Below are 23,403 nucleotides of genomic sequence, written 5' to 3'. Positions count from 1 at the left end.
TGTGATGGCTGAACCAGCCGGCGGTCAGGCCAGGTTCGAGTTAACTTCCTGGATGAAGCCCTTGGCCGCATCCCGTGGTGAGATCTTGCCGAACAGGACATCCGTATTGAACCTGTTCAGGACCTCCATGGTGGCCGAGGAACCCGCGGGGAACGGCAGCGGCGGCTCGATGTCCATCTCCGCGATGCGGTCCAGGTACTCCGCTTCCTTCTGCTGGGATTCCTTCAGGAGTGGAGTGATGGCCGCCTTGAGCTCGGTGTTGGCCGGCATGCCGCGGTCACTCTTGATCTTGGTGGCAGCGTCCACGTTGTTTACCAGGTAATCGATGAAGAGGGCGGCTTCCTTGGGGTGCGCGGACTTGGAGGAGATGGCGTACTCCATGGAGGAGCGCAGCCACGCGCCGGGCGTCTTGCTTTCGCCCGGCATCTTCATCATGACCAGCGGTGAGCCGGAGTAGGAGTTCATCTGGTTGCTCCAGGAGATCTTCATGCCCTGCTTGCCCTGGCCCATGAGCGTCATTTCGGGCTGGGCAGAGCCGTCCTCCACGGTCTGCGAAGCGGAGGGGGCGCCGCCGGTGTCCATGAGCTTCTTGTTGAGCTCGAACCACTCGGTGGCAGTGTCCTCGCTGATGCCCAGCTTCTTGCCGTCGTCGGTGTAGAGCTCCTCGCCGCTCTGGCGTGCCCATACCGCCAGGAAGGAGTCGTTGGACATGGGGGTGGTGCCGAAGGTTCCCGCCGGGGAGTTCTTGGTGATGTCAGCGGCGATCTGCGCGTAATCGTCCCAGGTCCAGGTTTCGTCGTCCGGCAGCTCAACGCCCGCTGCCTCGAAGACCTTGGGGTCGATCACCATGGACATGGAGTTCACGCCTGCGGTGAGGGTGTACTGCTTGCCATCAATCTTGCCAAGGTCCACCGTGCCTTCGGCGAACTTGGAGGTGTCGATCTGGTCTTTGACCTCGTCCAGGTCCAGCAGCACGCCCCGGCTGGCGTATTCGCTGGGGTAGGCGCCGCTCATGGCGAAGACGTCCGGGGTGGTCCCGCCGGCGATCTGGGTGGCCATCTTGTCCCAGTAGGAGCTGAACTCGGTGTTCTCGCCCTGCACCTTGATGGTGGGGTTCGCGGCCTCGAAGTCCTTGATGACCTCCAGGGTGGTTTTGGCACGGGAATCGTTGCCCCACCAGGCGAAACGGATGGTGACGGGATCCTCGACCGTCCCGACTTTCCCGGCCTCTGCGTTGCTGCCGCAACCCGTTAGTACCATGGCGAGGGCAGCTGTTGCACCCGCAACCCCCATGACTGATTTCCTGAGACGTAACCGCATTGTCCTGCCCCTTATATGTTGTGGTTCTATTCGTAGTGACCTGTATAACAGAAAGCGTTTTCTCAAAAACTAACAAAGGGCTATACAGGAGTCAAGAAACCGTTTACTTTGGTACGGAGCCGCTTTTTCAATCCGCACCTCCCGCAACGGTGGGAACCCGCCGAAACTCCGGCGGCCACCCCCTCGGCCCCGGGAGCGCACCTATCGCCCAGGCGATACCAAAAACGTGGAGGCCACGATGACCAAAGGAGACCACATGGCCGCTAAGCACATACCCAGGGCGCTGCGCCCGGCTGGAATGCCGGCAGCAGCGGGCCTGATGACACGAACGGGACGGCAACAGTGAGCGCCATCAGCGAACTCAGCTCCATCACCCGGCGGAAGGGCAAAGCCACCGCCGCAGAGAAGAAGGCCAACGGCCGGGACAACAAGGCAGCGTATATCTTCCTGCTGCCGTGGCTGGTGGGCCTCGTCGCCATCACCTTCGGCCCCATGATCATGTCCCTGTACCTGTCCTTCACGGACTACAACCTGCTCCAGCCGCCGGAATGGGTAGGGCTGGAGAACTTTACCCGGATGCTCGATGATGCACGCCTGCACAACTCGCTCGGCGTGACCTTCACCTACGTGTTCGTCGGTGTGCCGCTCCAGCTTGCCGTAGCGCTCCTGATCGCCCTGGTCCTGGACAAGGGCCTGCGCGGCCTGCCGTTCTACCGCTCGGTGTTCTACCTGCCGTCCCTCCTGGGCGGTTCGGTGGCAGTCGCCATCCTCTGGAAGCAGATCTTCGGCACCACGGGCCTGGTGAACCAGGTCCTGGCAATGTTCGGCATCCAGGGTCCGGGATGGATTTCAGACCCCAGCACGGCGCTCGGCTCCATCATCCTGCTCCACGTCTGGACCTTCGGCGCCCCCATGATCATCTTCCTGGCCGGCCTCCGGCAGATCCCGCACATGTATTACGAGGCAGCGCGGGTTGACGGGGCCACCACCCTCCAGCAGTTCTGGCGGATCACCCTGCCGATGCTGAGCCCGATCATCTTCTTCAACCTGGTCCTGCAGATCATCGGATCCTTCCAGTCGTTCACCCAGGCGTTCATCGTCTCGGGCGGCAACGGCGGCCCCTCGGACTCCACGATGTTCTTCACGCTGTACCTCTACCAAAAGGGCTTCGGTCAGTTCGACATGGGCTACGCGTCAGCCATGGCGTGGGTCCTGCTGGTGATCATCGGCGTATTCACCGCCATCAACTTCATCGCTTCTAAGTATTGGGTTTTCTATGACGACTAAGCTGGAGACGCTGCCCACCCCGGACAAGAAGTCCGGAGGCGCCGGCAAGCCTACGAACCACCGCAAGCCCCGCGAGTCCCGCGGCACCCTGGCTTTCAGCCGGGCCCAGCGCGGAAAATCCCTGATGAAGCACGGCATCCTCATCCTTGCCGGCGGACTGATGATCTACCCGCTGCTCTGGATGGTTGTTTCATCGCTTCGCCCCAACGAGCTGATCTTCCGCGAACCGGGGCTCTGGCTCAACAGCCTGGAGATGAGCAACTACACCTCCGGCTGGTCCGCCCTGACCCACCCCTTCGGCCATTACATGATCAACTCGGCGATTGTGGTCATCGGCTCCATCCTGGGAAACCTGATCTCCTGCTCCATGGCGGCCTACGCCTTTGCGCGGCTGCAGTTCACTGCCAAGAAGCTGCTGTTCGGCATCATGCTGCTGACCATCATGCTGCCGTTCCACGTGGTGATCGTTCCGCAGTACATCCTGTTCTCGCAGATCGGCTGGGTTAACACCTTCTGGCCGCTGATCGTGCCCAAGCTGCTGGCCACCGAAGCGTTCTTCGTCTTCCTGATGGTGCAGTTCATCCGCGGTATTCCGCGGGAGCTCGATGAGGCTGCGAGGATCGATGGCGCAGGCCACCCGCGCATCTTCCTGCGGGTCATCCTGCCGCTGATGGTGCCGGCACTGGCCACTACCACCATCTTCACGTTCATCTGGACCTGGAACGACTTCTTCGGCGCCCTGATCTACCTGACGGACCCGGACATGTTCACCGTTCCGGTGGCGCTGAGGGCTTTCGTCGACTCGCAGTCAGCCACGAGCTGGGGATCGCTGTTCGCGATGTCCATCGTCTCGCTCCTGCCGGTCTTCCTGGTGTTCCTCTTCGGCCAGCGCTTCCTCATCAAGGGAATCGCGACCACCGGTATCAAGTAGATCCAGCTCCTGCACTCATGCGCTGCCGGCCAGCAGGCCTGCACCAACCGAACGGCCCGTCCTTGTGGCGGGCCGTTCGGCCGTCCATAGGCCTGCATTTTGAAGACTGTGCCGCGCCGGAACGTGCCGTCCATGACCGCGCCGGGCTGTAATGTTTTCCGCAGGAATTTGCCCGCCAGAACTATTGGCCAAACATCTTGTAATACAAGTCACCTACTTGTACTATTACACCTAGAAAGCGCTTTCGCGTTTCATCCCTGTTCCACAGTGCGTTAGTCCCCAGCACCTAGATCAAAGAAGATCGGAGTTACCAGTGCAGCTTTTTTCCCGCCCTGCGTCTGCTGCCCGGCAACCGGCAGAGTCGCGTTCCCCCGGCGCAGCACGCCGCATCCGCAAGACGGGCGTGGTCGCGGCGGCCGCCGCCGTCGTGATGGCCCTCAGTGCCTGCGGCGGAGGATCCTCCCCGCAGAACGCCGATGGCCCCGTTGAGCTGCGGTTCTCCTGGTGGGGCGGCGACAAGCGTGCCCAGCTGACCCAGGAAGCCATCAAGCAGTTCGAGGCTGAAAACCCGGACATCAAGATCAAGCCGGAATTCGGCGACTGGAGCGGCTACTGGGACAAGCTGGCCACCCAGGTTGCCGCCAACGACGCCCCGGACATCATCCAGATGGACGAAAAGTACATCACCGAATATTCCAGCCGCGGCGCCCTGCTGGACCTTTCCAAGTACGAGATCGATACCTCCAAGCTTGATGAGGCGGCGCTGAACGCGGGCAAGGGCGAGGACGGCCTGACCGGCATCGCGGCCGGTATTAACGCGGCCACCATCCTGGCCAACCCCGCGGTGTTCGAGGCCGCAGGTGTTGCGATGCCGGACGACTCCACGTGGACCTGGGAGGACTTCGAGAAGATCGCTTCCGAGATCACGGCCAAGTCCCCGCAGGGCACTTATGGTGCCGCCGCCTACGGCACGGACGAGGCATCCCTGGGTGTCTGGCTCCGCCAGAACGGCAAGTCGCTGTACACCTCCGACGGCAAGCTGGGTTTCGAGCCCAGTGACATTTCCGAATGGTGGGCGTTCCTGAAGCAGCTCAGCGAGAACAAGGCAGTTCCCACGGCCTCCGAGGTGATTGAAGCCGAGGCTGCCCCCCTGGACCAGAGCGGACTCGCCACCGGCAAGAATGCGATGGCCTTCTGGTGGTCCAACCAGGCACCGGCTTTGGAAAAGGCTTCCGGCAGCGATCTCGAGATCCTGCGGTTCCCAACGAAGACCGGGTCCTCCGCTGATGCAGGGCTTTGGTACAAGGCTTCGCAGTTCTGGTCCGCCTCCTCACGCACAAAGCACCCCGAGGAGACCGCCAAGTTCATCGACTTCCTGGCCAACAACGTCAAGGCAGGCGAGGCCCTCCTGGCAGACCGCGGTGTCTACCCGAACTCAGAGGTCCGCGCAGCCATCGAGTCCAAGCTGACCCCGGCCGACGTCAAGGTGGTCAAGTTCATCGACCAGATCAAGGATGAACTCGGCGAGGCACCCGCTCCGCCGCCGAAGGGCGCCGGCGCAATCCAGGAAATCATCAAACGGTACACCTCCGAGGTTCTCTTCGAGCGGCTCTCCACGGACGAAGCAGGCAAGAAGGCCCACGACGAGATGAAGTCGGCAATCAGCAGTTAGTCCTCACACCGCCAACACGGCTCCGGACAGCTTGGGTGGACGCCTCCTCCACTCCCAGCGTCCGACGGCGGGTGGCAGCTCCGTCCCGGAAGGAACCTCGGGTTCCTTCCGGGACGGAGCTGTTTAAGGCTGTGGGGGTTAAGTCTGCGGCGGCATGACTACGGCGGTGCAGCCGGTACGGCCTTGGGCCGGCGCTGTACAACCAGGGGTCGGTATGGAACAACGCGGCCGAGGATCTGGACGCCGTGTTTCTTTGGGCTGGGACACCCTGCCGTTCCTCGCGTGGTGGGTTCGGGGTCGCCGCGGGACGGGCCAGGCGCGGTCAGCGGAGCGATGTCGCGTGCTGTGCCCGTGGCCGAGGTACTTGCAGTACCGGCTGGTGGGCCCGAAGGGTGCATCCCGGACAGCCCCTGGCTCGTCAGCGGTGTGCCGGGTAGCGGAGGCGCGGTGGAGTGGTAGGTGTGGCCGGTGGGGGTTTTCAGTTCCACCGTGTGTCGTGGTCCAGGGACCGGTGTGGCTGAGAATCCGGGTGTTTCCTTGGTGTGGTTGCAGGCTTCGCAGAGGCCTTGGCCGTTGGTGCTGGCGGTGGGCCCGTCCTGGTGCCAGGGGATGATGTGGTCGTGGTGCCGGATGGGGGCATCGCAGTAGGGGGTGCGGCAGGTGTCGTCGCGGACCTGGAGGAACCGGCGGAGCCCGGAAGGGAAGAGCCGGGCTTTCGAATCAATCGCGAGGAGTTCGCCGGTGCCGGGGGCTGTGAAGACCCGGCGGAGCCAAACATCAATGTCGCTGGCAGCCCTGACATCCGTCTCAGGAGCACCGGCGCTGTCCGCTCTTGCTCCCTCAGCCACCGCACCACCGGCTAGGCCTGCCGCCGTCTTCCCGGCCGCTGCTGTCCCTCTCGCCGCTGCTGTCATGGCGCTGTCCGCTGGTCCCGCGCCGGGGCGTTCTGGCTGCCCGAGGATTGTTTGCCGTGCCCAGTGGGCGGGGACGATACCGTAGCCTGCCAGGCGGGCGGGTTTGCTGTCGGCCTGGAAGAGGGTGCGGTCGGTCATGACGAGCTGGACTTCGATGCTGCTGACCCCTCCGGGGGTGCCGGTGATGTTTTTGACGAGCTGGTCGGCCATGACCGCACCCCTGGAGCGTTCATCACCGTTTGATCGGGCGGTGTCGGCGTGGCGGGTCAGGGCAGCGTAAACGGCGACGCCCTGCGCGACCGGGAGCAGGGCGGTCAGGCGGGCCATGGTGTCCGGCGCCGGGCGAAGCGTCACGGTCCGGTCGTTCACCGCATGACTGGCACGTTTAGCTACCGAGTGCGGGTCACGCCGGTACGCGGCAGCCCGGACCGCGGCAATGATGGCCCGGTCCCCGGCCCCGGCCAGGGTGCCGGTGTCGGCGGCGAGTTCCTCGTCCACGGCGCACCGGTCTTCGGCGGACAGGCACGCTGTTTCCTTCACGATCAGGGTGGCGCGCCATTCGTTCAGCTCCCCGGACTCCAGGGCGGCCAGGGCGCGGGGCATCTCGACGGTGAGGGCTTTGGCCAGGCCCAGGAGCCGGCCGCCGCGGGCCGGGGACTCCCGCCGCGCCAACGCGATTTCAGCTCCCACACCGGCGCCCTGTTCCTTGGCCGGGACACCGGCGGCGGCCTGCTCCCGCCGCTGGGATAGATCAAAAGCAACAGCGATCCGGGCCTGTTTCGCAGCCGCCAGGGACTTCAGATCCTCAAGCTCTCGCAGCTGGTCAATCATCCCGGGGCCGTCAGTCGCGACAGTAATCGAAGCCAACGAGCGCGAGACGTCAGCCACGGACAGGACACCAGGAAACGGCGGCACCGCGGAGACAAGGCGCGTGGCGGCCGCAGGCGCAGCGGGGATTCCCGCAACCTGCGCTGGTGGCAGTGCCCCTCCCAGCCCCTGAACCGCTTCCATAAACAAAGTCTTCCAGCAGGGTCTGACATCAGCCGGCTGCCAAGAACTGTATGTGGAAAAGGCTCAGCCTGGCGGCTCAGGAAAGTCGGGAACGGCGCGCCTTTGCCCTCGCCGCTAGGCAAGGAAAAGGGGCGAGTCGGAGGCCGAGGGAGGTACCGCCGTCGTCTAGACCCGCGTGGTAAAGGGCGCATCCCGGGTGCATCCCGGGCGGGGTGGTCGGGGGCGTGGGGGCGTCGCACCATCGTGCGGCGCCCCGTGGCTGCCCCCTCAGTCCTCCGCGATCACCGCAACGCCGCCGGCCTCCACGGTGCCGGTGAACCGTTCGCCGGAGAGCACATCCGTGCCGGATGCCCGCACTGCTGCCGCGGCCCGGGTGTGGTTGATGGCAAACAGGAAGCTGCCGCCATCGGCCGAGCGCCGGCGGGTCAGTTCCACTCCCGCATCGGCCCCGGCAACGGGGGAGACACCTGATTCCGCCAGCAGCCGGTCCACCAGGGACTCGATGCCGTCACGGTCGGGGAACGTGCCCAGATACCACGCGGCGCCGGTTCCTACTGCCCGCCGGGTCAGGGAGGGAACGCCCTCCAGCGGGTACCCGGTGAACGTCTGGAGTGCCTCCGCGCCGGCAAGGTGCACGTGCTCGCTCCAGATGGAGGACACCGTGCCGTCGCTCAGCTTCAGCTGCGATCCGGCCAGCAGCGGGTGGAATTCCTCAACGCGTACGCCCAGGAGTTCGCGGAATGCCCCCGGGTAGCCGCCCAGCCGCACGTGGTCCTTCTCATCAGTAATCCCGCTGAAGTAGCTGACGAGGACGGTGGCCCCGCCGGAAGCGGCAGCGGCAATGTTGGCGGCAGCCTCATCAGTCACGGAGTACAGCGTGCACACGAGGACAAGATCGTAGCCGTCCAGCGATGCCGACGGATGCACCATGTCCACGGAGACGCCCCGCAGGAACAGTGACCGGTGGAAGGCCCGCAGCAGGTCCAGGTACCGCACGTCGATGCTCGGCTTGGAATCGATTTCGCTGGCCCACCAGGCCTCGTAGTCGAACACGATGGCCGCGCGCGACTCGACCCGCGAACCGCGGACCGGTGCCAGCAGCTGGAGTGCAGCTCCCAGGTCCACCACCTCGCGCCATACGCGGGTGTCCCGGCCGCCGTGCGGAACCATGGCCGAGTGGAACTTCTCCGAGCCCGCAAAGCTCTGCCGCCACTGGAAGAACATCACCGCGTCCGCTCCGCGTGCCACATGCGCCAGCGAGTTCCGCAGCATTTCGCCGGGCATCTTGGGCTGGTTGCGCGGCTGCCAGTTAACGGCCGACGTCGAATGCTCCATCAGGATCCACGGGTCACCTCCCGCGATGCCCCGGGTGAGGTCCGCGCTGAACGCGAGTTCGATATGCCGTTCAGGATCTGCGGCCACCAGGTAGTGGTCGTTGGCAATGACGTCCAGGTCCTTGGCCCAGCTGAAGTAGTCCATGGACTTGGTGGCGCTGGAAGCCATCAGGTTGGTGGTGCAGGGGACTGCGGGGGTGACTTCCCGGAGGACGGCAACCAGGCTGCGGTAGTAGTCCATCAGCGCCCAGGAGTTGAAGCGCTGGAAGTCCAGCTGCTGGCCGGGGTTCAGCGTGGAGGGTGCGACGCCGGGAGGAACGATCTCCTCAAAGGAGCCGTAGTGCTGCGACCAGAAGGCTGTGCCCCAGGCGGCGTTGAGCGCATCGATGGTTCCGTACCGCCGCTCGAGCCACAGGCGGAACGCGGCGGCGTCTTCCTCGCCGTAGAACTCCGAAACGTGGCAGCCCAGTTCGTTGTCCACGTGCCACAGCGCCAGGGCGGGGTGGTCCTTGTACCGTTCCGCGAGCACCCGTGTGATGCCGGCGGCGTACTTCCGGTAAACGGCCGACGACGGGGTGTAGTGCCGCCGTGACCCCGGTCCCAGCGTGGTTCCGTCAGCCGTGACCGGCAAGATTTCCGGATGCTTCCGCACCAGCCACGCCGGGGGAGCGGCGGTGGCGGTGGCCAGTGCCACCTTGACGCCGATGCCGTGCAGGTTGTCCATGACGTCGTCGAGCCAGCCGAAATCGTACTGGCCCTCAGCAGGCTCCAGCAGTGCCCACGAGAAGATACCGACGCTGAGGAAGTTTACGCCGGCTTCCTGCATCAGCTCCAGGTCCTCCATCCTCACGCTGACCGGCCACTGCTCCGGGTTGTAGTCGCCACCGAAACCGATGCCCTCGATGTTGTTCCAAACGCTGGCCGTACCTGGGGTTGCCTGGTTGGTCATGGGACTCCTTTGTCTGCGGGGTGGATGGATGCGCGGTGAAAACCAGCCGCTTGGAAAACGCTTGCCCATTTTCTGGATTGAGGATATTGTATCGTTTCAGAAGCCGTGTAAGCCAGCTCACTACTTTCGTTGTAGGTGAGATCGGGGTTGCACACACTGAGCAAGGAGGCTCCCATGATCAACAGAAGGCATTTCCTCACCACCGTGGCCGTCGGCACCGCATCTGCCGCAGCTTTGGCTGCGTGTGGAACGGGATCCAGCACCAGCGCTGGAGAGACGGGCTCCGCGGAGAACCCGGTTACCATCAACTACACCTGGTGGGGTAACGACGACCGCGCCGAGCGCACCCGCAAGGCGATCGCGCTGTTCGAGGAGAAGAACCCGGACATCAAGGTCAACGGCAACTTCACCGACTTCGCCGGCTACTGGCAGAAGCGCGCCACCGAGGCCGCCGGCGGCGGGCTGCCGGACGTGATGCAGTGGGACCTGTCCTACCTGCGCGATTACGGCCAGCGTAACCAGCTCCTGGACCTGGGCACCGTGAACATCAACACGGACGCGTTCGAGAAGTCCCTCCTGCCCTCGGGCCAGATCCGTGGCAAGACCTACGGCATCCCCACCAGCACCAACGCCTTCGCCGTGTACTACGACCCCGCCAAGCTGGCGTCCCTGGGCATCGCGGAGCCTGACGGAACGTGGACCTACAAGGAATTCAACGACTTCCTGGCCGAGGTGGGCGCCAAGAGCAACGGTGAAATCTTTGGCGGCACGGATTACACCGGTGTCTGGTGGATGTTCAACATCTGGCTGCGGCAGAACAATATCGAGGCCTTCACCGAGGACGGCAAGCTCGGCTTCACCAAGGACGATATGAAGAAGTGGTGGAACCAGACTGCTGCCCTGCGCGGCACCCCGGCCATCGTTTCCGAAGAGCGCGTCACCCAGCTCGCCCCCAAGTCCCCGTTCGGCTCCAACGTCACCGCCACCGAGGTCACCTGGGACAACTTCATGGCCGGCTACCTTGCGGACAGCGGCGCCACGGAACTCAAGCTTGCGCCGGTCCCCTCGGATGACCCGGACAACCTGGGCCTGTTCCTGAAGCCCTCCATGCTGATGGTGGCCAGCGCCAAGACCAAGTACAAGGACGCTGCCGCCCGGTTCATCGACTTCATGGTCAACGACCCCGAGGTAGGCCAGATCTTCAAGACCTCCCGCGGTGTTCCGGCGTCCAAGACCCAGCGCGACGGGACCACCTTCGAAGGTACGGACAAGCTCGTGGTCGATTACGAGAAGTCCATCGAGCAGTACCTCAAGGACGCCCCGGAGCCGCCCATTGTGGGCTTCGGCACCCTCGAGGCGTCCTTCAAGCGCGTCGCCTCGGACCTCAACTACGGCAAGCTCACCATCGACGGCGCAGCCGACGCATGGTTCAAGGAAGCCGAAGACCTCATCAAGCAGAACGCCTGATCAGGCACCTTGCCTGCTAAAGCGTTCATGACTGACGGAATGAACTCGTGACTCAAAGCCCAACACTGAGCAGGCGCTCGTCGTCGTCCGCACCCCCGCTGCCGCGCAAGTCGCGGCAGCGGGGGGCGGATGCCCGCGCCGGCTACACCTTCCTGCTGCCCTGGCTGCTGGGATTCATCGCCCTCACTGTTGGGCCCATGATTTCCTCGCTCTACCTCTCCTTCACCAACTACAACCTGTTCGAGCCGCCCAAGTGGATCGGCCTGGACAACTACACCACCCTCTTCCAGGACGAACGCTTCCTGCAGTCGGTGGGCGTAACGGTCTCCTACGTGGTCTTCGGTACACCACTCAAGCTCGCGGCCGCACTGGCAGTGGCCATGCTGCTGAACAGCAAGCGCCGAGGCCAGGGCTTCTACCGCTCCGCGTTCTACGCCCCGTCCCTGATCGGCGCGTCAGTCTCCATCGCGATCGTCTGGAAAGCCATGTTCGGCGATGCCGGCCCGGTGGACCAGGGCCTGTCCTTCTTTGGGATCAACCTGGGCGGCTGGGTGGGCAACCCGGCCATGACCATGCCCATGTTCATCCTGCTGACCGTGTGGCAGTTCGGCGCCCCGATGGTGATCTTCCTCGCCGGCCTGAAGCAAATCCCGGCGGACCTGTACGAAGCGGCGTCCATGGACGGCGCCGGCCCGATCCGGAAGTTCTTCAACATCACCTGGCCCATGCTCTCCCCGGTGATCTTCTTCAACCTGCTGATGGAAACCATCCACGCGTTCCAGATCTTCGCCTCGGCGTACATCATCTCCAACGGTGAAGGCGGCCCTGCCGGATCCACCCTTTTCTACACCCTTTACCTGTACCTGCGGGGCTTCAGCGACTTCCGGATGGGCTACGCCTCGGCCATGGCCTGGCTCCTGGTGATCGTCGTGGGCATCATCACCCTGATCTTCTTCCGCACGTCCAAGTCCTGGGTCCACTACAGCGGTGATGCAAAATGACAAGCACGGCAACCCCCACCCAGTCCCTCCCGGACGCAGAACTGGCGCACTACAACCCCAAGTCTGAGTCGGCCGGGACCAAGCGCGCCAAGAGCACCGTCTTCCACCTGGTGGCCCTCGCCCTCACGGCGGTGGTCCTGTACCCGGGCCTGTGGATGATCGCCTCGGCCTTCAAACCCAACTCCGAAATTGGCGGCTCCAACACCTCGCTCTGGTCCAACAACTTCAGCTTTGACAACTTTGTCACGGCCATGGACGGCATCGGCGGGGTGTCCACCCTGCAGTTCTTCACCAACTCACTCATCCTGGCCATCGGCGCCGTGGTGGGAACCATCCTCTCGGCGTCCGTGTCAGCGTACGCGTTCGCCAGGATCAAGTTCCCGGGCCGCAGCATCTTCTTCGGCATGATGATCGCAACCCTGCTCCTGCCCTTCCATGTGGTGATCATTCCGCAGTACATCGTGTTCCAGCAGCTGGGCCTGGTGGACACCTACGTGCCGCTGCTGATCGGCAAGTTCCTCGCCGCCGACGCGTTCTTCGTGTTCCTCATGGTCCAGTTCATGCGCAACCTCCCGGCCGAACTGGACGAAGCAGCACGCATCGACGGCGCCGGCCACGTCCGGATCTTCACCTCCATCATGCTGCCGCTGATGAAGCCGGCCCTGATTTCGACGTCGATCTTCTCCTTCATCTGGAGCTGGAACGACTTCCTGGGCCCGCTGCTCTACCTGAACACCCCGGACAAGTACCCTTTGCCGCTGGCCCTGCGGCTCTTCGTGGACCAGACCCAGTCCTCGGACTACGGCGCCATGATCGCCATGTCCGTCCTGGCCCTGCTGCCGGTGCTGATCTTCTTCCTGGTGTTCCAGCGGTACATCGTTGAAGGCGTCTCCACCCAGGGCCTCAAGGGCTAACGGAAAAACGAGACAGAAAATGAGCGTCATGGACAGCACCACACCCGCCCCCAACCACCACGAACCCGTCCCGGTCAACCGCTTCGCGCTGTTCTCCGAGACCCTGCTGGCAGGGGTGCTGGTGCTGGTGCTGTCCCTTCCGCTGGTGACGATCCCCGCCGCATATGCGGCGGGGATCGCCCATCTGGAGCGCCACCTCTCGGGCAGGGACGATTCCGTCCGCGGCCTCTGGGGCACCTTCAAGGCTGCCTTGCCAGGCAGCTGGAAGCTTGGAATCACGACGGCGGCAGCCGCCGTCGTGATTGTCCTTAACCTTTTGCTCGCTTGGGTGGGGCAGCTCCCGGGCCGGGAAGTGGTCCTGCCGGCCACCCTGATCCTCGCGGCCGCCGGGGCAATCCTGCTCCTGCGCACCACCGCAGCGTGGTCCGATGCCGCCGACGCCCACGCGGATGCCCGCGCCGCCTGGCGCTCAGCGCTCGAGGCGGGCCAGGCGCTGTCCCTCAAGGACTGGAGCGGGTCCCTCCTGCTCGCTGCCGCGCTCTTCGGAACCGTGGTGTTCGTCTGGATGCTGGCCGCCCTCTTCGTCGTGGTTCCCGGCACCCTGATCCTGGCGGCTGCGGCCGTCAAACTGCGTTCCACCCGCGCCTGACGCACGTGCTCTTCAACCGCCAGCGTTCCAAGCAGTCCCTCCGCGCCGGTACAAACCAGCCGGCCTGGTACCAGCCCCTGACGCAGCGCAACTACCGCCTCTTCCTGGCACTGGTGTTCACCGGCAGCGTGGGCGTGTGGATGCAGCGGCTCGCGCAGGACTGGCTCGTGCTGCAGCTGACCGGCAGCCCAGCCGCGGTGGGGGTGGCCGTTGCCCTGCAGTTCCTCCCGATGCTGGTGGTGGGACCCCTGAGCGGCCTGCTGGTGGACATGTTTCCCAAGCGCCGGATCATGCTGTGGTGCCAGGCCGTTATCGCCCTCCTGGCCCTTGGCCTCGCGGCGTGGGCGGCGAGCGGGACCATTACCGTCTGGGCCGTATACGCCAGCTGTGTGGCGCTGGGCGTCACGTCGGCCATCAACCAGCCAGCCAGCCAGGTCTTCGTCAACGAGGTGGTGGGCGACGCCAACCTCCGGCCAGCCATCGGCCTCAACAACGCCATCGGCCAGCTGGGAGCCATGGCGGGTCCCGCCGTGGGCGGTGTGGTCATCGCCCAGGCAGGATCGGCCGCTGCGTTCGCGGCGAACTCCGTGCTGTGCCTGCTGGTCCTCTGCCTCATCGCCGCAATCCGCCCTGCCGAGCTGCATCCCAGCACCCGGGCGGCGCGGGGGCGCGGGCAGCTCCTGGCCGGGTTCCGGTACGTCCGGGAACGGCCGTCCCTGCTGTTGATCATCGCCTTGGCCGGGCTCCTGGGAATGTTCGGCATGAACGGCCCTGTGGTGCTGGCCGCCTTCGCCGAACGGGTGTGGCACAACGGCGTCGAAGGCTTCGGCCTGTTCAACACAGTCAGCGCCATCGGGGCCCTGGCCGGTGCGCTGCTGGCCGCCAGGCTGCGGAGCCTGGGCCGGAAAGGCATTGTGGCAGCTGCGGGGCTCTTCGGCCTGTCCCAGCTGGTGGCGGCCCTGATGCCCACCCTTACCCTGTTCATGGTGATGCTGGTGGTGGTGGGGCTCATGACCCTCCTCTTCCTCACCAGCGCGGCCACCGCCGTCCAGCTCGAAGCCGGCCCGGAGATCCGCGGCCGCGTGATGGCCCTCTACCTTCCCCTCCTGCTGGGCGGGCACGCACTGGGAGGCCTCCTGGCGGGCTGGCTCACGGAGCAGTTCGGAGTGCGTACCGGACTGGTGGCCACCGGCGGGCTGGGCATGCTTTCTGCCCTTGTTATTGGGCTGTTGCTGTGGCGGCAAGGGCGCAGGGCGGGTGCCATCCAGTCCTGACTCCCGGTCTTCCCAGAGGCATATCTGCCTCCTGGCAGTGGGGTCCTCCGAAGCCTTGACGCGTGCGCCAGCTCACACCTAGGCTGTGGGAAACCGGTTTCTTTCAGGTCCCAGCAACCCGCGCCAAAGGACAAACAATGATGTTTCGCGCCCAGAAATCCCTGCTGCCCAAAGCCGCCGCCGCGGCGGCGGCCCTCTCGCTCGTCCTCACCGGCTGTGGCAGCTCGCCGGAAGCCGAGCAGGACGGGCCGGTGACCCTGCGGTTCAGCTGGTGGGGCTCGGATACCCGGCACAAGATGACGGAGAAGCTGATTGAAGCCTTCGAAGCCGAGAATCCCAACATCAACGTCGAAGGGGAGTACGGCGACTGGTCCGGCTACTGGGACAAGCTGGCCACCCAAGTGGCCTCGCAGGATGCCCCGGACATCATCCAGATGGACGCGGCCTACCTGGGTGAGTATTCCGAGCGCGGCGCCCTGCTCGAGCTCAAGGACGTGGACCTGTCAAAGTTCGACCAGCCCGTGGCGGACTCCGGCAAGGTGGACGGCAAGCAGTACGCCGTGACCAGTGGCGTGAACGCGATGGTTGTCCTGGCCAACCCCTCGCTGGTTTCGGCCAGCGGAGTGGCCCTCCCTGACGATGAGGCCTGGACATGGGAGGACCTCAACGACACCGCAGCGGCCATCACGGCAGCCAGCCCGGACGGCGTCTACGGGACGGGCCAGGTAAACAGCGATGCCGCGGCCAACCTGTGGTTCCGGCAGCACGGCAAGTCGCTGTTCAGCCCGGACGGGGAGCTGGGATTCGATGAGGCGGCCCTGGCCGAGTGGTACGGGTACCAGGCGAAGATGCGCGACTCCAAGGCAGTGCCCCCGGCCTCGGTGATCACCGAGGACGCCAGCGCTTCCATTGACCAGCAGGGCTTGTCCACCAACAGGTTTGCCATGAACATGTACTGGTCCAACCAGCTGGGCGCCCTGAGCAAAGCCTCCGGGCAGGACCTCGAGATCCGGCGCCCGCCGAGCCTGGAGGGCAAGGCGTCCGAAGCCCGGCAGTTCTACAAGTCGTCCATGTTCTGGTCCGCCAGCTCCCGGACAAAGCACCCGGTGGAAGCGCAAAAGTTCATCGACTTCGTCACCAACAACCCCGTGGCCGGCGAGATCGGCCTGGCGGACCGCGGCATCCCGGCCAACTCGGACATCCGGGAGGCCATAGCCGCCAAGCTGAGCCCTGCTGACGCCAAGACGGCAGAGTTCATCGATGAGATCTCGGACGAACTCGGAGAGGCCGTGCCGGTGCCGCCCGCCGGATCCGCCGCCGTGGTGGAGGTCCTGGGCCGCTACTCGCTGGAGGTCCACTTCAGCCGCCTGTCGCCGCAGGACGCGGCAAAGAAGGCCATGGAAGAGGCAAAGAGCGCCCTTCTCTGACCAGTGGTGGCTACGCCCGGGGCGTGAAGCTCCACGTCCCGGCGTGCACCCTGAAATCCCGCGTGGCGTGTGCGGCCGGTCCTGTCCCGGCGGCGGCCCCGCCGTCCGCAGCGAAAGGCACGACGGCGGCCTCCGCCGTCGGGTGCGTACCCCCGGAAGCGACTGTGTACTTGCCGGCTGGCAGCCGGACAACTGCCGCCGTCCCGGCAGGGACCGTGCATTCCAGCCGCATCTGTCCGCCGTCCCGGGTCCAGCCCGCTTCCACATAGCCGTTGTTCACGGGCACCGTGCCGCTGGCGTGGTTTAGCCGGCACAGCGGAGGCTCGATCAGCAGCTCGGAGCCTCCGGGGGAGCTGAACCGGACGCCGAGCAGGTGGTCCAGGATCTCCTTGACCACTGACGCGGACCAGGCGTGGGACTGGCTGTAGTCCGTTCCTTCCACCAGGTCCCAGGCTTCCCAGGTGAAGGTGGCGCCGTGCTCCAGCAGGTTGGCCCAGCCGGGCTGGTCCCTGTCCGTCAGGAGATCCAGCACCGCGTCCGTCATGCCCTGGGAGAGCAGCGCGCGGACCAGCCGGTGGACCGTCAACGGCCCTTGCTTCATCCCCATCGAAGCGATCCGCAGCGCATCGGCGGTGGCGAACTCCGGAGCGGTCATGCCCAGGGAGAGCGGGAAGGACGCGGCATGCTGGGACGCGTGCGCGCTGGGTCTGCCATCGGCGTGCAGGCCGTCCACCATCACCCCGTCCACGCGCAGGCGGGTACGGATTGCGTCGGCCAGCCGGCGGGCGGAGGAGGCGTAGCGGACGGCGGCATCATGATCGCCTGCCACGCTGCAGAGCCGGGACGTGGACACCAGCGCGGAGTAGGCCTGCGCGTTGACGGTGGTCTTCGCGGCGCACTCCATGTCGTAACCGAACCGCCCGGGTTCAGGCCAGTCCACGATGCCGTGAAGGTAGGGGCCGGAGCCGCCGCCCAGCCGGGTGACCAGTCCCGCCGTCGGCCCTTCCGCCGGAACGTACCGCAACGCGTAGTCGGCGGTGTTGCGCAGGTGCGGCAGCAGTTCCCGGACCAGGCCAAGGTCCCCCGTGCGCAGGTGGTACTCCTCGGCCCACTCAGGGATCATGAGGGAAAAATCAGGAATGTCGCGCTTGCCGTCGCCGTTGGGGTACACGGCGTTGTAGCGGCCGCGGTCCTGCCCCTCGGACCAATAGCGGGCGGCGGACCAGGCGAACTCCCGCAGCGCCTGCGCCGTATAGGCATGCTCCCCGAAGAGGGCCATGGTGGCATACGAAATGTTCACCGCGTCCGCCAGGAACTGGCCCTTCTCTCGGGTGGGTGTATCCACGAACTGTTCTTGGACGCCGTACAGGGCCGAGTCGCGCAGCAGCGTAAAAACGCGGTCCAGCATGGGATCCGAGCTGCTGAAACTTCCCTCAGCCGGGTGGTGCCCGTGGACCAGCACGGCCCCGACGCGGGATACCTCGGCGGCCTCCACGCCGGGAAGCTCAAGGTAGCGGAAACCCAGGTGCACCGTGGCGCTGAACTGCTGGGGCCCGGCCGCCTGGGTATAGGGGAAGGACATGACCGTGTTCTGGCTTGCGGTCTTTCCCGCGTCCACCCGTCCGTCGGGCCGGAGGGCGTAGCCGGCCCGGATCATCACGGTGCGGCCGGGAACTCCGTCCAGGAAGTCCACTTCCGGGCGCCCGGGAAGAACCTGGCCGAAGTCCGCCACCATGGTGCCGTCGTCGGCCGTCAGGAAAGCCGCGGGAGCAACAAACCCGCCGGCCAGGAATGTCCGGCGCGGGTGCAGCCCGGGGGACACCGTTGAAGGGTGGCGGCCGCAGCTGATGGCTGGCGGCAGGTCCGGGGAAGAAGGGGACGGGGATGACGGTGCGGCTGCCAGGGCCCGTGCGGCCTGCCCGTCCAGGTGTTCCACGGGGTCGCCCTCGTCATTGCGGTAGCCGGACTGCCGGTACGGCGCCTCGCCGGCTGACCACTCCGGCCCGGAACAGAAGGCTTCCCGGCGGCCGTCCGTGTACTGCACGCTGATGCGCACCAACAGGCCGGGGAGCCCGGCGGCACGCCCCTGGCCCGGGCCGTACCAGTGCAGTACTGCCGTTAGGGGAACGGCTGCGCCCGGTGGCTGGGCCGCGAGCAGTCCGGTGACGTCCGCGGCGTCGTAATAGCCTTCGCCCGGATAGCCGAAAGAGGTTGTTGCCAGGCAGGGGACACCGGCCAGGGAGATCTGCGCGTGGTGGTGGGCCGCCATGAACAGCCGCGCCCGGCGCACGGTGCCGGTGAGCTGCAGGGTTGTCCGGAACACGGTCCATTCGTCCGGCTGGCGGTGCGCCGTGGTAGCGGCCCACTGCGCCAGGCAGGCGCGGGCGTGATCCCCGCTGGCGTCGAAGCGGTGGTCCAGCAGCACGCCGCCGGCACTATCCTGGCCGGCGCTGGTGATGCGCAGCGACGCATACTCGGCCTGGCTCCGGGGGCCCTGGTGCAGGGCCGGCTTCCCTGTGAACCCGTGAGCGGCGGGCTCCTGCACCTCCAGCAGGTCCACGCCGTCCAGCGCAACGGTGATGGTGTGGCCATCGTCGGTGACCACGAGGTCCTGCCAGGAGCCGGACACCAGGTCCTTGCCGGGCAGCCGCGCCTGGTAGACCTCCACGTTCCGGTCCGCCCGGGCCCTGGCCAGCTCCTCGGTTTCGGGGACGGCCGGGGCGGGAATCTCCCACACGGGGGCGTGGCGGAGGACCACGTCCCCGGCCGTGTTGAGTTCCAGCAGCAGGCCGGTGCCGGGGCCGCTGCTGCGAAGGATAAGTCCGGCCCACCCCATGACCGGGCGGACGCGGGCTTCGATGCGGATGCTGCGGGCAGGCGGGCAGGGAACCGGCAGGTGGGGTGAGCCCGCCACGCGGAGGGCGTTGTTGAGGATCTCCAGCGGCGCGCGGCCGCCGGGGGCGCGCCGGATCCAGTCGGCCTGCCAGGAAGCGTCCGGGAGGCCTGTGCTAAACATCTTCGGAGTAGACCATTCCCCGGGCATTCCTGCGGCGTCGCGGACCCGAACCCGCCACGCGTAGTCCGTGTCGTCGTCGAGCGCAGGCCCGTCATAGTGGACCCCGCGCTGCGCGGGGGAGGGGACCGGACCGGAGCTCCAGAACTTGAGCCCCTGCGAGTCCTCCACCGTGACCTCGTAGCCGGTCTGCAGGGCCCGCGCCGGATCGGAGCCGTCCGGCTGGGCCAGCTGCCAGCTGAAGGTGGGCCGGGGTGATGCGGTAAGGCACTCGGCGATGCCCTCCGTCAGCAGGTTGACGGCATGCAGCTGCCCCCGCACCGAGGCCTGCGTCGTGGAAGGTGCCGGGGTTGTTGCAGGCTGCGGGCGCATCAGGAAGCCGGCACGCTGAAGGCGCAAGGGGCCGATGTTGCCCACGGCAGGCCCAGCTCGCTGAACGTGGCGTGCTCGCGGCCAGCGCGTTCCAGGGCCGCCTCAATATCAATCACGACGGCGTGCGCTGCGTCCCCGTCACCCTCCCACCTGACGTGGGCATCGCCGATGAGCGCGGGCAGCGGAGCGGTCCGGACCGCTTCCAGGACCAGCATGAAGGCACCGCTGTCCAGGAGGGGGCTGATCAGCGGGGATCCGGAATTGCGGTGGGACAGCAGGTTCTCGGTGAGGTCCTCGCGTCCGTACGTCTCCTCGGTGGTGCCCGACGCCGTGGTGACGGTGAGGCGGTCCTCCGTGTAGTGGAACACGGCAGTCCCGGCGGAGCCCTGCAGCGTGACGTAGGGTTCCACGGATTCGGAAGCGCAGATGGTCAGGGCACAGGTGATGGGCAGGCCCGAGGCTGTCCGGATGCGGATCACCGAGGTGTCATCCGACTCGATGTCGTTGGCGCGGTACAGTTCGGTCTCCACCGAGGCAACGTCGGCCGTGGTCCGTGCCCCGGCAATCCTCAGTGCTGTTGCCACTGCATGGGCCAGGGGATTGGTGGCCACGCCATCCACCACGTCCGCGCCGTTGATGCTGCGCTTTCCAGCCCACCGGGAGCGCTTGTAGTAGGCCCGGTCCCGGACCCAGCGGCCCGTGGCGGAAATGCCCTGGAGCGTGCCGAGGGTGCCGGCTGCCACCAGGTTTTCGATTTCCTGCAGGGCGTGGGAGCCGAGGCTCTGGAAGCCGATCTGCACGCTCCTGCCGGACGCCGCCGCGGCATCGCAGAGCCGGTTGAAATCGGCCAGGGACGCCACCGGGGGCTTCTCCAGGTACAGGTCCGCATCGGTGCGCAAAGCAGTGAGCGCCAGCGGGGCGTGGGTCTGGATGGGGGTTGCCACGATGACCAGGTCCAGGGCGGTGGTTGCGGACAGCAGGTCGTCGAGTCCCGGGTATACCCGGGCCGAGGCCGGAACGGAGCCGTCTGCCGGCGGCTGCGGATCAGCCACGGCAACGAGCTCGACGGCGCCTGCCGCCTGAAGGTGTTCAAGGTTGCGGAGGTGGTGGGTGCCGAAGCCGTGCACGCCGACCAAAGCCACGCGGGCGGCCTTCGGGCCTGAGGTTCCGGAGGCAGCGCCGTGGCCAGCCGTTGCTGCCGCTGCCCAGGCGGGCGCGTCGGGGCTCTGGGTGCCGGTTGGCGTTGCCATGATTCTCCATTTCCGCCCCAACAGGGCACTGTTGTGTGGGCGCACGCGAACTCCAGCAAGCGCTTTCCACCCCTCAGTGTGCGTCATGGGGCTCGCCGGAGTCCAGCTATGTAACGATTCAAAATTTCGCTTGACCTTGCTGCCTGCGTGCGTCTAGATTTTCGAGAAACCGATTACCGGCGTGACGCGGAACACTTCCGCCTTCGCCTCTGCAACGATGGAGAAATGAAGGGAGCTGCGCCATGCTGTCTGGATCGTTCAGTGCCCGGGCCTACTCGTTCTTTGACACCCTCCTGTGGATCGCCTGCCTGAACCTGCTGTGGATCCTCTTTACGCTGCTTGGCCTGGGCGTCCTCGGCGCAGGCCCTGCCACTGCGGCCGCCCAGATCGCCGTGCGGAAGCGCGCACGGGGTGACGCGGCACCGCTGCTCCGCAGCTTCGGCGCGAATTACTTCCGGAACTTCGGCCGGGCCAACGTGCTCGCCCTGCCGGTGATGGCGGCGGCAGTTGCGCTGTCCATGAACTGGAACTACTTTTCAGCGTCGGGGGACCTGTTTTCGCAGCTGATGGCGGCGGGCATTTTCGTGGCGGCCATCTTCCTGGCCGGTGCGACCTGTTACCTCTTCCCCCTGTATGCGAGGTACGAGCTTCCCGTGGGGCAGTACCTGCTGACGTCTTCCCGCTTCGCGTTCCGGCACCTCGCCGGAACGGTCATCCTGCTGTTCATTTCCGCTGCCGCGTTCTATGCCAGCACCACCGTCCCGGGCCTGATCCCGTTCTTCAGTATCGGGGCCTGGTTGTATGTGACCGGCTGGCTGTGCGACCGGTTCTTTACCGCCAATGATGAATCCGTGGCCGGGAATCCGGCGGCCGGAGCGGACATACCGGCGGGGAAGGGCTCCCTCCCGTCGGCCTCCGTGGCCTGACCCCCGGAAGGCTGCGCGGCACCCGGGCCCGGGAGGCGCCGTCGGGCCTCTTTGCTTGCTATCTCTGCTTGAAACGTATCAACGAGACCCCATCAACAATTTTTGACCAAACAAAACCCCGAAGAAGTGGAAAAGGAAAACCATGATGCGCAGAAAACTCTCCCTGGCGGCCGCCGTCGTAACGGCCACGGCCATCTCCCTCACTGCCTGCAGCGGCGGCGAAGCCCCGGCAGCGGACCTCAGCACGGTGTCCATCATGGCGCCGTTCCTCGAGGCCCAGCCGCCCAGCGCGGACGGTGCCGTCCAGAAGAAGCTGGAAGAGCTCACCGGCAAGGACATCAACATTACGTGGACCCCCAACGCGTCCTACGAGGACAAGACCAACATCACGCTTGCCTCCTCCGAGATCCCGCACATCATGGTGATCCAGGGCAAGACCCCAGGCTTCGTCAAGAACGCGGAGGCCGGAGCGTTCTGGGACCTGACGGACAAACTCGATGACTACCCGAACCTGAAGACCACCTTCCCGGACATCCAGCAGAACGCCAGCATCAACGGCAAGGTGTACGGCGTGTTCCGCGGCCGCGCCCCTATGCGCGCCGCCGTGATGTTCCGCCAGGACTGGCTGGACAAGCTGGGCCTCGAGGCGCCCAAAACCACCGAGGACCTGTACACGGTGGCCAAGGCCTTCACCGAGCAGGACCCCGACGGCAACGGCCAGGACGACACCTGGGGCATCACCATCCCCAAGTGGGGCGCGCTGGGCAGCAACAGCCCCTACGACCTCATCGAGGAATGGTACGGCGCCGGAAACCGCTGGACCGAGAAGGACGGGAAACTGATCCCCAGCTTCGAAACGGAAGAGTTCCTCGAGGCCAACCGGTTCGTCAAAAAGATGGTGGACGAAAAGCTCATCAACCCGGACTTCGCCACCTTTGACGGCACCAAGTGGAACGAGCCGTTCTTCAACGGCAAGGGCGGCATCATCGTGGACGTCGACTCCCGCGTCAGCGTCCTGGTCAACCTGTTCAAGCAGGCAGATCCCAACAACTACGAGAACAAGGTGGGCTTCGTGGGCAACCTCGAAGGCCCCGACGGCGAACTGCACGCCCACCCCACCGACGGCTACTCCGGCTTCCTCGCCGTGCCGAAGGCCAGCGTCCGCACCGAGGCCGAGCTGGCCAAGGTGCTGGAAGTCCTGAACACCATGAACGGCAAGGACGTGGCCATCCTGCTCAACAACGGGATCGAGGGCGTGAACTTCACCGTGGAGGACGGCAAGGCCGCCAGCATCAAGCCCGAGACTGAGGAGTCAAAGGCCGTCTCCACGGACATCAAGAGCTACGCCCAACTTGGAATGAACGTTGGCGGCAACACTTTCTACCCGGTCAAGCAGCCCACGGAATACGAGCAGCAGGTCTTCGACAAGCGCACGGCAGTGATGGCAGAGGACCTCAAGAGCGCCGTCTACAACCCGGCCGCCCCGTACGTGTCCGCGACCTACGTCTCCAAGGGTGCCCAGCTGGACAACATCGTGGCGGACGCCAGGATCAAGTACCTTGCCGGCCAGATTGACGAGCAGGGGCTGAAGGACGCCATCAAGCTGTGGAACACCAGCGGCGGCGACAAGGTCACGGAAGAGATCAACCAGCTCTGGCAGGACAACAAGTAACAGTCCCGCCCGCACCGGCG

16 protein-coding genes are annotated in these 23,403 nt (G+C 65.7%); 11 read left to right on the top strand and 5 right to left on the bottom strand.

Going from position 1 to position 23,403, the window contains the following annotated elements; translation table 11 throughout:
* Positions 1 to 24 precede the first annotated feature (24 nt).
* The gene (locus tag AC6CHP_RS11265) at positions 25 to 1,293 is read right to left on the bottom strand and encodes an ABC transporter substrate-binding protein (protein WP_498229885.1); all 1,269 of its coding nucleotides are present in this window, start codon (positions 1,291 to 1,293) and stop codon (positions 25 to 27) included.
* 369 nt (positions 1,294 to 1,662) lie between these two features.
* Here AC6CHP_RS11265 and AC6CHP_RS11260 point away from each other — a divergent pair, with 369 nt between their 5' ends.
* The 3 genes from AC6CHP_RS11260 (at position 1,663) to AC6CHP_RS11250 (ending at position 5,210) form a co-directional block, all read left to right on the top strand.
* Positions 1,663 to 2,607, top strand: coding sequence for a carbohydrate ABC transporter permease (locus AC6CHP_RS11260; RefSeq protein ID WP_104184693.1), 945 nt, complete (start codon positions 1,663 to 1,665; stop codon positions 2,605 to 2,607).
* Positions 2,597 to 3,538, top strand: coding sequence for a carbohydrate ABC transporter permease (locus AC6CHP_RS11255; protein ID WP_102975962.1), 942 nt, complete (start codon positions 2,597 to 2,599; stop codon positions 3,536 to 3,538). The genes AC6CHP_RS11260 and AC6CHP_RS11255 overlap by 11 nt, the downstream gene beginning before the upstream one ends.
* 313 nt (positions 3,539 to 3,851) lie before the next feature.
* Positions 3,852 to 5,210, top strand: coding sequence for an ABC transporter substrate-binding protein (locus tag AC6CHP_RS11250; RefSeq protein WP_191036188.1), 1,359 nt, complete (start codon positions 3,852 to 3,854; stop codon positions 5,208 to 5,210).
* 158 nt (positions 5,211 to 5,368) lie between these two features.
* Here AC6CHP_RS11250 and AC6CHP_RS11245 read toward each other — a convergent pair whose 3' ends face one another.
* Both AC6CHP_RS11245 and AC6CHP_RS11240 read right to left on the bottom strand, forming a co-directional pair.
* Entirely contained in the window at positions 5,369 to 6,955 is a 1,587-nt protein-coding gene (locus AC6CHP_RS11245) for an HNH endonuclease (protein WP_498229977.1), read from the bottom strand.
* Between the two features lie 447 nt (positions 6,956 to 7,402).
* Positions 7,403 to 9,418 carry a beta-galactosidase gene (locus tag AC6CHP_RS11240; protein ID WP_498229882.1) on the bottom strand — a complete coding sequence of 672 codons (2,016 nt, stop codon included), beginning with the start codon at positions 9,416 to 9,418 and terminating at the stop codon, positions 7,403 to 7,405.
* Between the two features lie 174 nt (positions 9,419 to 9,592).
* On the opposite strand from AC6CHP_RS11240, the gene AC6CHP_RS11235 reads away from it, so the two are divergent.
* The 6 genes from AC6CHP_RS11235 to AC6CHP_RS11210 all read left to right on the top strand — a co-directional run bounded on the left by AC6CHP_RS11235 (position 9,593) and on the right by AC6CHP_RS11210 (position 16,150).
* On the top strand, positions 9,593 to 10,885 hold the full coding sequence (locus AC6CHP_RS11235) for an ABC transporter substrate-binding protein (protein WP_427115617.1): 1,293 nt from the start codon (positions 9,593 to 9,595) through the stop codon (positions 10,883 to 10,885).
* Between the two features lie 47 nt (positions 10,886 to 10,932).
* The gene (locus AC6CHP_RS11230; protein WP_498229879.1) at positions 10,933 to 11,886 is read left to right on the top strand and encodes a carbohydrate ABC transporter permease; all 954 of its coding nucleotides are present in this window, start codon (positions 10,933 to 10,935) and stop codon (positions 11,884 to 11,886) included.
* A complete protein-coding gene (locus AC6CHP_RS11225; protein ID WP_104184688.1) occupies positions 11,883 to 12,800 on the top strand; it encodes a carbohydrate ABC transporter permease in 918 nt (305 codons plus the stop codon). The genes AC6CHP_RS11230 and AC6CHP_RS11225 overlap by 4 nt, the downstream gene beginning before the upstream one ends.
* Positions 12,801 to 12,819: 19 nt before the next feature.
* Positions 12,820 to 13,449, top strand: a complete 630-nt coding sequence (locus AC6CHP_RS11220) for a Poxvirus protein I5 (RefSeq protein ID WP_188726836.1) — start codon at positions 12,820 to 12,822, stop codon at positions 13,447 to 13,449.
* Between the two features lie 5 nt (positions 13,450 to 13,454).
* On the top strand, positions 13,455 to 14,723 hold the full coding sequence (locus AC6CHP_RS11215; RefSeq protein ID WP_498229877.1) for an MFS transporter: 1,269 nt from the start codon (positions 13,455 to 13,457) through the stop codon (positions 14,721 to 14,723).
* A 137-nt stretch (positions 14,724 to 14,860) separates the two neighbouring features.
* Complete coding sequence (locus AC6CHP_RS11210; RefSeq protein WP_498229875.1) at positions 14,861 to 16,150, top strand: ABC transporter substrate-binding protein; 1,290 nt, start codon at positions 14,861 to 14,863, stop codon at positions 16,148 to 16,150.
* Positions 16,151 to 16,160: 10 nt separating this feature from the next.
* Here AC6CHP_RS11210 and AC6CHP_RS11205 read toward each other — a convergent pair whose 3' ends face one another.
* Positions 16,161 to 19,562, bottom strand: a complete 3,402-nt coding sequence (locus AC6CHP_RS11205) for a family 78 glycoside hydrolase catalytic domain (RefSeq protein WP_498229873.1) — start codon at positions 19,560 to 19,562, stop codon at positions 16,161 to 16,163.
* Complete coding sequence (locus AC6CHP_RS11200; RefSeq protein WP_498229871.1) at positions 19,535 to 20,785, bottom strand: Gfo/Idh/MocA family protein; 1,251 nt, start codon at positions 20,783 to 20,785, stop codon at positions 19,535 to 19,537. The genes AC6CHP_RS11205 and AC6CHP_RS11200 overlap by 28 nt, the downstream gene beginning before the upstream one ends.
* Before the next feature lie 242 nt (positions 20,786 to 21,027).
* Between AC6CHP_RS11200 and AC6CHP_RS11195 the strand changes: the two genes are divergently transcribed.
* Positions 21,028 to 21,711, top strand: coding sequence for a YesL family protein (locus AC6CHP_RS11195; RefSeq protein ID WP_498229869.1), 684 nt, complete (start codon positions 21,028 to 21,030; stop codon positions 21,709 to 21,711).
* Between the two features lie 142 nt (positions 21,712 to 21,853).
* On the top strand, positions 21,854 to 23,383 hold the full coding sequence (locus AC6CHP_RS11190; RefSeq protein WP_188726846.1) for an extracellular solute-binding protein: 1,530 nt from the start codon (positions 21,854 to 21,856) through the stop codon (positions 23,381 to 23,383).
* Positions 23,384 to 23,403: the final 20 nt, after the last annotated feature.

The sequence above is a fragment of the Pseudarthrobacter sp. GQ63 genome (assembly GCF_059758765.1).
This window is presented reverse-complemented; position numbering and strand designations above follow the sequence as displayed.

Excerpts from the sequence above, each read along its gene's own strand:
- AC6CHP_RS11265 (WP_498229885.1), bottom strand. The coding sequence starts at position 1,293 with ATGGGGGTTGCGGGTGCAACAGCTGCCCTCGCCATGGTACTAACGGGT.
- AC6CHP_RS11255 (WP_102975962.1), top strand. The coding sequence starts at position 2,597 with ATGACGACTAAGCTGGAGACGCTGCCCACCCCGGACAAGAAGTCCGGA.
- AC6CHP_RS11245 (WP_498229977.1), bottom strand. The coding sequence starts at position 6,955 with ATGATTGACCAGCTGCGAGAGCTTGAGGATCTGAAGTCCCTGGCGGCT.
- AC6CHP_RS11240 (WP_498229882.1), bottom strand. The coding sequence starts at position 9,418 with ATGACCAACCAGGCAACCCCAGGTACGGCCAGCGTTTGGAACAACATC.
- AC6CHP_RS11235 (WP_427115617.1), top strand. The coding sequence starts at position 9,593 with ATGATCAACAGAAGGCATTTCCTCACCACCGTGGCCGTCGGCACCGCA.
- AC6CHP_RS11225 (WP_104184688.1), top strand. The coding sequence starts at position 11,883 with ATGACAAGCACGGCAACCCCCACCCAGTCCCTCCCGGACGCAGAACTG.
- AC6CHP_RS11220 (WP_188726836.1), top strand. The coding sequence starts at position 12,820 with ATGAGCGTCATGGACAGCACCACACCCGCCCCCAACCACCACGAACCC.
- AC6CHP_RS11210 (WP_498229875.1), top strand. The coding sequence starts at position 14,861 with ATGATGTTTCGCGCCCAGAAATCCCTGCTGCCCAAAGCCGCCGCCGCG.
- AC6CHP_RS11200 (WP_498229871.1), bottom strand. The coding sequence starts at position 20,785 with ATGGCAACGCCAACCGGCACCCAGAGCCCCGACGCGCCCGCCTGGGCA.
- AC6CHP_RS11195 (WP_498229869.1), top strand. The coding sequence starts at position 21,028 with ATGCTGTCTGGATCGTTCAGTGCCCGGGCCTACTCGTTCTTTGACACC.
- AC6CHP_RS11190 (WP_188726846.1), top strand. The coding sequence starts at position 21,854 with ATGATGCGCAGAAAACTCTCCCTGGCGGCCGCCGTCGTAACGGCCACG.